Annotated in this window: 8 protein-coding genes; 1 reads left to right on the forward strand and 7 read right to left on the reverse strand. The window is 48.5% G+C overall.

Features of this window, described 5'->3' with window-relative positions:
- Window positions 1-829, forward strand: an 829-nt coding sequence (locus LDL40_RS05170) for an SMP-30/gluconolactonase/LRE family protein (RefSeq protein ID WP_300994099.1), incomplete at its 5' end; no start/stop codon positions are given.
- A 5-nt stretch (window positions 830-834) separates the two neighbouring features.
- Here the strand turns inward: LDL40_RS05170 and LDL40_RS05175 are convergent.
- The 7 genes from LDL40_RS05175 to rnk all read right to left on the reverse strand — a co-directional run bounded on the left by LDL40_RS05175 (window position 835) and on the right by rnk (window position 9,842).
- Window positions 835-1,617, reverse strand: coding sequence for an ABC transporter substrate-binding protein (locus LDL40_RS05175; protein ID WP_300994100.1), 783 nt, complete (start codon window positions 1,615-1,617; stop codon window positions 835-837).
- An 81-nt stretch (window positions 1,618-1,698) separates the two neighbouring features.
- On the reverse strand, window positions 1,699-3,051 hold the full coding sequence (locus LDL40_RS05180; RefSeq protein WP_300994101.1) for a diguanylate cyclase: 1,353 nt from the start codon (window positions 3,049-3,051) through the stop codon (window positions 1,699-1,701).
- Window positions 3,052-3,209: 158 nt separating this feature from the next.
- Window positions 3,210-6,329 (reverse strand): CusA/CzcA family heavy metal efflux RND transporter, encoded by a 3,120-nt coding sequence (locus LDL40_RS05185; RefSeq protein WP_300994102.1) that lies wholly within the window; start codon window positions 6,327-6,329, stop codon window positions 3,210-3,212.
- Window positions 6,330-6,338: 9 nt separating this feature from the next.
- On the reverse strand, window positions 6,339-7,580 hold the full coding sequence (locus LDL40_RS05190) for an efflux RND transporter periplasmic adaptor subunit (RefSeq protein WP_300994103.1): 1,242 nt from the start codon (window positions 7,578-7,580) through the stop codon (window positions 6,339-6,341).
- A complete protein-coding gene (locus LDL40_RS05195; RefSeq protein ID WP_300994104.1) occupies window positions 7,577-8,884 on the reverse strand; it encodes a TolC family protein in 1,308 nt (435 codons plus the stop codon). The genes LDL40_RS05190 and LDL40_RS05195 overlap by 4 nt, the downstream gene beginning before the upstream one ends.
- Window positions 8,885-8,943: 59 nt before the next feature.
- Window positions 8,944-9,345, reverse strand: a complete 402-nt coding sequence (locus LDL40_RS05200) for a cobalt transporter (protein ID WP_300994105.1) — start codon at window positions 9,343-9,345, stop codon at window positions 8,944-8,946.
- A 68-nt stretch (window positions 9,346-9,413) separates the two neighbouring features.
- Window positions 9,414-9,842 (reverse strand): nucleoside diphosphate kinase regulator, encoded by a 429-nt coding sequence (gene rnk / locus LDL40_RS05205; RefSeq protein WP_300994106.1) that lies wholly within the window; start codon window positions 9,840-9,842, stop codon window positions 9,414-9,416.
- Window positions 9,843-10,000: the final 158 nt, after the last annotated feature.

Genomic DNA, 10,000 nt, shown 5'->3' on the forward strand with positions numbered 1-10,000 from the left:
GGAAGCCATTTCTCCACCAGTCAGACTTGAGACTTTATGGCACACCAAAGAATTAAGAGTCCCTGAGTCCGTTCTTTGGTATCAGCAACACATGGAAGGTAAAACCGACAGCTTGTTATTTGTGTCAGAAATTGATGGTCAAGGCAGTGCTGCAGATGGCATAGGCGGCATTGCAGTGTTAAATACAGATGGCAGCGTCAGACACAAAAACTGGCTGCGGGGTTTAAATGCGCCTAAAGGCCTGGCTGTTTTTGCAGGCAAACTTTATATCGCTGATTTAACTGAACTGGTCATAGTGGACATAGCGTCGGCCACAATACTGCACAAGATCCCAGCTCCGGATTCGGTGTTTTTAAATGATGTGGCTATTGATGCGAATGGCCTGGTTTATATTTCGGACACCCGCAAAAACCGTATCTATAAGCTGGAACTAGGCCAGATCAGCAGTTGGTTAGACAATGTAGAAGCCGCCAATGGTTTAAAAGTGGTGGATGGAAAACTCTACATTGCAGCGGGCGATAAATTGCTGAATATTGATTTGGCCGATCAAAACAAGACGATCAGCCAGGTTGCTAGTGGATTCGCAGAACGGGCTGACGGGCTGGAGCCTTTGGGTAACGGCGAATTTTTGGTCAGTTGCTGGGCTGGTTTGCTGTATCTGGTCTCAAGCAACGGCACTATCACGCAGCTGCTTGATAGCAGAGCATCCAAACTAAATACCGCAGATATTGGCTGGGATGCCAGCACCAGAACTGTGTATGTTCCCACTTTTTTTGGTAATTCAGTCCAGGCTTACAGGCTGACAGATACAGAAAGCCACGGCCAATAGCCAGTTTAAAACCGACTGATGATTTTACCCGCAAAAATTTTATCTGTGCTGCCATCCGCTTGCATGCTTTGGATACTCCGGGTGATCGCAGCCTCTGCTTCAGGGCAGTTGCAGTGGCTGGACAAGCCTATATAAACTGCCTGGGGTTTCACCTGTTCAACAGAGAAACTGATTTCCTGCAGTTCAGCGGCCAGCTCAGGATGCTCTTTTAATACGGCACTGACTTGAGTTGGCGGCAATACAGCAGCATCTATGCGCTGCTTTGCTGCCATTTGCAAAGCCGTTAGCACTGAATCCACCTGCACCAATTGTCGCTTCTTCATGCTATCCAGCACCAGCTGGATTTCAGCAGCTGCTTTGTAAGTCCGGATCGTTGCGATGCTCAAAGTCGCCAGCTGTGTCGGTCTGTCTAATCTGAGCTTTCGTCCCGAGGCAAGATACACTCTGTCAGGCCAGCGGGCAGCAAATTGAATGTACTTTATGTCAGGTCTGCCAGAGCCGGATTTGAGAATATTAATCATCAGATCAGTTTCGCCCGTTGCCATTTGGGCAAAACAACGCGAGGACGGAGTTTCCTCACTTGGGATAAGTTTGAAGCTGGCTCTGTTGGCAATTTCCTGCATATACAAAACAGAAGGCCCTTCAGGCTGTCTGGTTTCGGCATTAAAACCATAAAAACCAGGAAATGTACCCAAGCACCAGCGTAACTCTGCTGGTTTTTGCACCTGGGCCTGAGCGGTATTCAACAGTGCTATAAAAAACATCAGCCCTATCATACTTTGCTTCACTGCTTGCTCTCCTGAACCAACATCTGTTGTCGGTGCCCTACTGCTGATTTTCAGTATGCTACAGCCGCACAATCTGAGTGTTTAGCTTAGTTGCACTCTGTTCCGCCCCATAGCTTTAGCCTGGTACAACGCCCGATCGGCTCTTGTCAGAATAGAATCTTCATCGTCCTGCTGACAATACTCTGTGACACCAAAACTAATAGTAAAAGCTGGCAAATCTGTCTCTTCCAGACTTGCAATGTGCTGCCTTAGCTGTTCCGCTAATTGGCAGGCAGCTTCAGCTGTTTGCTGTGGTAATAAGATCACAAATTCTTCGCCACCTAACCGATAAAGACTGTCTGTTTTACGCAACCTTCTGATCAGGTGTTCGGTTAATGCCTGCAGTACTTTATCACCCGTCTGATGACCAAACTGATCGTTGACCTTTTTAAAATAGTCGACGTCCAGCAAAGCAATACTAAAGCTGCTGCCCCGCTCCGCCAAACTCAGCTGCATCCGTAATTGTTCATCCCACTTATGCCGGTTAAAAGCGCCGGTTAACTTGTCGCGGGTAGCCAATACCAGCAATTGCTGCTCTATTTCCTGCCTGTCACTCATCTCCTGTGACAGACGTTGTACCATCATTTTCAGGTCCTGCTCCAATTCTGCCAGTTCATCCTGATGAACTGGCAGATGAAACTCAGGACTAGTGATCGGCACACCTTGCTCAATGGATTGCTGGACGTTTTTAATTTCCGCCTGAATACGTCCAATACGCTGGCGAAAAATTTGTAAAATATAAAACGTCAGATACAGGCCTATTACAAAAGCACAAAAACCCAAGCCTGTATTCACCAACATAAACTCGTTTTCATGTTTGTCAGTATAGCGACTGGCCTCAAGCGTCAGACTTTCCATATGACGTAAGATCGCCATGATACTTTGATCTAAACGGGCAGCTTCATCCTCAAACAGCCGCCACTGTTGTTCTGACGTATGTCCTTGCTGTAATGCTTGTTTCAGCTGCTGCTCAAAACTGTCACTTTGCTGATGAAACTGTTCAATGCTCGCCAGAATCTTTTGATGTTCAGCCTGCGCAAAACGTACCTGGTGCTTTAACAAGCTTTTATTCAGGATCCGTTCCGCTTTAGCCAGTATCGCCTTCAGGCCATCCCGCTGCGCCGCAAAAGCCTGCTCAGGTTTGAGTGCTACCGAAGCTTTTTCACCTTTGAGACGAAATTGCTCAATCAGCAAATGTTGCTTTAATTGCATCATTTCCAGTTCGCTGACCATTTCAGTCAAGGGCACATCGATTTCTGCCACTTCGTGCATCTCGGCGTCAATCAACTTGAGTTTAAAAATAGAATAGAGAATAACGACAAATAAAAAGGACAGCAGCACCACAAGTAAACCACTGATCTTTCGCTGTAAGGATGCATTAAACCATTGTTGCATAAAAGAAACCCGCTTAAAGCCTGAGGCCATGCCTGCTATAGGCAATGGTAGTGCAGTATCAGTGAACTGTCCGCTTTATACCAGATCTTCAGCGATAAAATTGGGGTCAGATCACATTAGTTACACATAACTAATGTGATCTGACCCCAATTTTATGCTTAAGCTTTTCTGAAATTCACCAAGCGGTATAAAGCGGGCAGCACCAGCAACGTCAGCACGGTGGAACTGATGATGCCGCCTATCACCACTGTAGCCAGTGGCCGCTGAATTTCTGCCCCTGTTCCTGTGTTAAAGGCCATAGGCACAAAACCTAAACTGGCGACCAAGGCGGTCATCAGTACCGGCCTTAACCTAGACAGAGCACCTTGCTCCAGCGCGTCCAACAGCTCCAGCCCCTGCTCCCGCAATTGGCGGATAAAACTGACCAGCACTATGCCGTTTAGCACTGCTATACCAAACAAAGCAATAAAACCTACGGCGGCCGAGATTGACAGCGGCATGTCACGCAGCAGTAAAGCAAAGACACCTCCGGTCAGCGCCAGGGGTACGCCACTGAATACCACTAAAGTGTCCCTCATTGAGTTTAACGCGCCATACAACAGGCCAATAATCAGCAACAGCGTTAAAGGCACCACTATGCTTAAGCGCTCTGTCGCTGACTGCAACTGCTTAAATGTACCGCCATAATCCAGCCAGTAGCCATCAGGCAAAGGCAATTGCTGCATACGCTGCTGCACTTCGGCGATAAAACTGCCCAGGTCGCGATCTGTCACGTTAGCCGTCACCACTACATTACGTTTACCACTTTCCCTGTTGATTTGGTTCGGGCCTGTGATTTCCTGGATAGTCGCAATTTCACCTAATGGCACATAACGTAATTCAGGCGAATCATCGACAGGTAAGGTCACAGGAATACGCGCCAAAGCAGCTGGGTCTTGCCGTAGCTCTTCTGGCAACCTCAACACCAGCTTAAAGCGCTTATCGCCTTCATACATCAGCCCAACCTGACGGCCACCAATAGCGGTTTGGATCAGTTGCTGCATTTGCGCCACGTCCATCCCCACTAAAGCCAAGTGGTCACGCTGTGGTTCTATTGAAAGCAAAGGTAAACCTGCTGACTGCTCCATACGGGCATCTTCAGCACCAGGCACAGCAGCAAGCACAGCAGCCACCTGCTCACCTACTTCGGCTAACAGATCCAGGTCATCGCCATACACCCTTACGGCCACATCGGTGCGAACCCCGGCAATGAGCTCGTTAAAGCGCATTTCGATAGGCTGAGTAAACTCGTATTTGTTGCCCGGAATTTGTTCCACTAAAGCCCTTAACTCTTGATCAAATTCAGCACGGGTTTTGGCCGGGTTGGGCCAGTCCTGCTGATTTTTCATAATGATAAAAGTATCGGCGACATTAGGTGGCATAGGGTCTGTCGCCACTTCCGGCGTGCCAATTTTTGAGAACACCCGCTCTACTTCAGGCAAAGTGGCAATGTCCGCTTCGAGCTGCAATTGCATCTGAACCGACTGGCTCAGGCTGGTGCCAGGAATACGCAAAGCATGCATGGCGATGTCGCCTTCATTCAGTTGAGGCAAAAACTCCGAGCCCATTTTACTGGCCGACCACAAGGCGCCGGTTAGCAGCAGTATCGCAATACCTGATACCAGTAAGGGCGTTTTAATAGAGAGCGCCAGTAAAGGTTGATAGCCGCGACGTAAAGCCAACATCAAAGCATTTTCTTTTTCCGATATTTTACCGCTGACAAACAAGGCAATAGCAGCCGGAATAAAGGTAATAGCCAGCACCAAAGCACCTAACAAAGCTGCTATGACGGTAAAGGCCATAGGCTGGAACATTTTGCCTTCGACACCACTTAAAGCAAAAATCGGCAGGTACACCAGCATAATGATAAATACGCCAAACATAGCGGGTGTCATCACTTCTTTGGTGGCATCAAGCACCACAGCAGAGCGCTCTTTTAAGCTAAGTAAACGCCCTTGCTGATGCTGGGCTAAACCCAACTGGCGTAAGCAGTTTTCGACTACGATGACGGAGCCGTCGACTATCAGGCCAAAATCAATAGCGCCTAAACTCATCAGGTTGCCGCTCATTTTATTCGCCGCCATACCACTGATGGCAAACAGCATACTGAGTGGGATCACCAGCGCAGTTAACAGGGCTGCTCTGACATTGCCGAGAAACAAAAACAGGATCACTACCACCAGCACTGCCCCCTCCAGCAAGTTGGTTTCGACTGTTTTAATGGTTTTATCCACTAAGGTAGTGCGGTTGTAATTGGCTTCGGCCACCACTCCTGCAGGCAGGCGCAGATTGATTTCATCAAGCCGGCTGGCGACTTGCTGCGATACTGTCCGGCTATTTTGCCCCACCAACATCATCACTGTGCCCAGCACCACTTCGTTGCCATCCTGAGTGGCGGCGCCAGTGCGAAGTTGTTTACCTATAGCCACGGCGGCCACATCTTTTACCCGCACCGGGCCATCGTCACGCTTGGCAATCACCAACTGACTAATGTCCTCTAAAGACTTTAATTGGCCAGGCGATCGGATCAGCCACTGCTCGCCGTTGCGCTCAATATAACCAGCGCCAACATTACTGTTGTTTTGCTCCAAAGCCTGGGCCAAATCATCCAGCGTCAGTTTAAAGGCCAGCAACTTCACCAAATCAGGCGATACCTGATATTCGCGGACATAACCACCTATGGTATTAATTTCGGTCACACCCGGTACTTTGAGTAGCTGCGGCCTGATCACCCAGTCCTGAATAGTGCGTAAATCCTCAGGGTTATAAGCAGAGCCATCAGTTTTTTTGGCATCGGGCAAGGCTTTGACTGTGTAGGAAAAAATCTCACCAAGGCCTGAGACTATGGGCCCCATTTCCGGATCTATATCAGCAGGCAGCTCATTTCTGACGTTTTGCAGCCGCTCCGCCACTTGTTGTCTGGCCCAATAAATATCAGTGCCTTCAGTAAAAACCACTGTCACTTGCGACAAACCATAGCGGGATAAAGAACGGGTGTACTCAAGCTGAGGCAAGCCCGCCATAGCGGTTTCAATGGCATAAGTAATACGCTGCTCGGTTTCCTGCGGCGAAAAACCTTCAGCAGCGGTATTAATTTGTACCTGCACATTGGTGATATCAGGCACGGCGTCTACTGGTAAACGGGACGCCTGCCACAGGCCAGCAGCGGCCAATAACAGCGTCAGCAGCATGACGAGCACAGGCCTTGCCAGCGCTGTTTTTAATACATTGTTTATCATCAGAAGCTCCTAGTGATCATGGCTGGCGCCAGACTTCATCACGTCGGCTTTGAGGATAAAACTATTGGTAGTGGCGTACTGCACACCCAGCGGCACACCGGATAAGACTTCAACTTGCGTATCGTCGGCGCGACCAAGCTGCGGCATACGAATTTCAAACTCATCGCCAACTTTGATAAAAATCACCGTTTTGCCATTCCATAACTGCAAGGCTGATTTTTTGATCACCAAAGGAGCATCTACTGTCGCTACTGTGACATCGGTTTTGACATGCATACCAGGCCGCCAATGGCCGTCTGTATTGGCTAACAGACCACGGGCACGGGCTATATGGCCACCCGTCATTTGTGGCGCTATGTAGCTGATTTGACTGACTGCAGCTTGATGGCCATGTAAATCTTTTACCAAAAACTCCTGCCCTAACTTCAGTTGTTCCGTGTCCGAAGGAAAAGCCGACATTTCGATATAAACCGATGATAAATCACTGATTTCAACTATCGGCTGCTCTGAAACTTTGGCGCCGACACTGACATATTTAGCTGTTACTTCACCTGCTGCAGGCGCTAAAACACTGTAGTTTTTTAAGCTGTTTGGGTTCTGAACTATGGCGACTAACTGACCTTTACTGACTTTATCACCGACTTTGACCGCCAGTTGTTGCACTACACCCGCATAAGCAGCGCCAAGCTGGTACTGCTGCTCAGGAACAGGGGCTACGACGCCAAATAAATGCAGCTGAGTCTGAATTTTTCCCGCCTGGGTTTGCTCCAGCTCTATACCGGCTTTTTGCACAGAACGTGCTGATAAAGCGGTACGGCCTTCAAAAGAATCGTAATGCCATTGGTAATTTTTGCCCTGATAACTGGCACTGACTTCCACTTCAAAGGAATGAGGTTCACGAATAACTTTATCGCCTAACCAATAATCCAGTTCAGGGCTGAAGTGAATCAGTTCTGCCGGTTCGCCTAAACGTTGCAAAGTCACCTGCAGTTTTAGCTCCGGGGTTTTGATTGGCTCACCGTTTTGATACAGATAAAGCCGCAGTTCAGGCTCTACTTCGGTTTCGTAAATAGTGACTTCCAGCGCAAAATCATCCTGGGTCAGCAAGCGCCCGCCATGTGGGCCTTTGGCTGGTTCTGCATGCTGGTGTTCAGCATCTTCGTCGTGTTCATCACCATGGGCACTGACAGTAGCGGTAAAACTAAGGCTGATAGCGAGCACTAAAATAGATAAAAACCTGAAAAAATTCATTGAGAAAGCTCCTGTTTTGGAGGGAGAGAGGATCCACCGGATTGCTGAGATAAAGCTTCAGGACTATTCACCACCATAGGTAAACCCGTCAGGCGTTCCAGTTCTAACAGTTGCAGATGCAAAGCGTAGTGCAGGTCAATCACCTGGCGTTTGGCCAGCAAAATGTCCTGCTGCGCTGCAAGTAAGTCGGTCATATCAAATACGCCTTGCTGATAACCAGCCAGCATTTGATCCAGCACTTGTTGTGACAGCGGGATCACGGCTTTTTGATAATCGCCGATCTGCTCGCTAAGTTGAGTCAGCTGCAGATAACTGCGCTCTGTTTGCAATTGCAGTTGCTGCATGTTCTGTTGCTGCTGCAGTTTGGCTTGTTCGGCCAAGGCTGCGCTGGACAGAATGGCGCCCTGATTCGGGTTTTCCAACGCCAATGGCATACTCACCTGCAACACAAAAGCCGTATCCTTAGTTTGCTGATTACGGCGAATACCAGCGCCAAGGGTTAAATCGGCCTGACCTAAAGCTTTAGCCAGCTGCAACTGACTATCGAGCAGCCGGTTTTGTGTTAACCACCATTGCAGCTGTGGCGCTTGTTGTAATAGCGTCAACACATCAGCAAGTTGAGGCAAAGTAGGAAGCAGACTCAAATCACCGGACACCGCATCAAAATCAGGTGTTTGTGCCCAATGGCTGGCCAGCAGACGCAGGTTCACCCACTTTTCAGCCGACAGACTTTTCTGCTCCATCCGGCTTTGCAGTACTTTTAGTTCCAGCCTGGTGATATCGGCATCTGTCACATTACCCGCTTTGGCGCGTTTTTTGACTGCTGTAAGAGCTTGTTGCTCTGTGGCTATTTTTTGCTCTGTCCACTTAAGCAAAGCCTGCTGATGCAACACCAGCAAAAAGCTGCGCATAGTGGCCGCCAGAGCATCCACTTTATCCAGCTGGTATTGCTGCTCTGTTAATTTGCTTTGCCACTTTGTCAGATCAAGACGTTTCTGGCGTTTATCACCCAATTCAATCAATTGGCTAAGGCTTAAGGTAAGTTCTGCATTTTTAGCAGTGCGGCTATCGCCAGTGCCCAGCACATCAGCCAGTTCCAGCTGAAGTTCAGGGTTAGGCCGCATGCCGGCACTAATAGCAGCCGCATCATTGATGCGCTGCTGATAGGGATACAATTGCAAGTCAGGGCTTTGCACTAAAGTGCGTTTTAACGCTTCGGCAAGGCTAAGTTCAGTCGCCTGGGCAGAAATAGCCCACAGCAAGGCCAGCAGCAGAATAGCTGCATGACCGGATTTCATAGTCATAACTATGCTCCACTACATCATTCAAATTAAAGTAAAAACCGTTGATTTAACTGAAGGATTTAAGCGTTTGGTGGAGGTACTGGTGGGCTGTACGTGGTGGTAATTAAAGCGTACTGAGCTAAAGCTGATGCCTTGTGCACAGCAGGAGCTGCAGATACGGAATAAAGTTCGGCTATATAGCAGGCCACATGAGCATGAGTAGGGTGAGGGTCGTCGTTATGTACAGCCTGGTGTTCTGAAACATCTTCGGCGCTTTCGTCGGCGCTTGCTTCAATAGTACAGTGCTGATGTTGTGTGTGACTGGAACTATCCAGCACAGAAAATGGATGATTCTCCGCAGGCAAATGCATAACAATGCTCTCACAGGCCGAAACGGCATGATTGAGCATAATCAGCATTAACAACACCAAACGAAGAATGGGTTTTGGCATAACACCCTCGATAAGAATTGTTCTCATCATAGCCCATTGTCCTTCAGCAGCTCAAGCTATGATTTGCTGCTGAAGGAGAAGTAACAATAAAATCTTTGTTATCTGTGCAGTTGCCCATCTCTTTCTGGTTGATACACCAACTGCAGCACTTGTATTGACTGGATCTCACCATCCGGCATAGACCAATGAATTTCATCACCCTCACTCAGGCCAAGCAAGGCCGAGCCAACTGGCGCCAATACCGAGACTTTATCTCCGGAAGCATCCAAATCTTTTGGATAGACCAGGGTAAGGCAGGATTCATCACCCGTTTTTAATAAACGCAGCCGGACCCTTGAGTTCATAGTCACCACATCAGCAGGCATATTTTCAGGTTCAACTACGGCGCCACGGTCCAGCTCCCGTTCCAGCGACAAACGGGCCGGATCTTTAGCTGGTAAACGGCTTAACAGCTGATCTAACCTATCCAGATCCAGACTGGATAGCACCAGATCAGGTAACGCCTTTTCAATAGAAGTCTGTTTCATAGGGTTCTCCTGTACAGAAGGATGGAAAGCCGGTGGTTGTTTCACTGACATCAGATCACATAACAAAAAACGTAAAGAGCGGCGTACCAGCCTGACTTCAGCCACTTCCCCTACATTTTTGCCAAGCAAAGCAGCGCCTAAAGGCGATAACACAGAAA

It is taken from the genome of Rheinheimera sp., assembly GCF_020217005.1.
Taxonomy (GTDB): Bacteria; Pseudomonadota; Gammaproteobacteria; order Enterobacterales; family Alteromonadaceae; genus Pararheinheimera.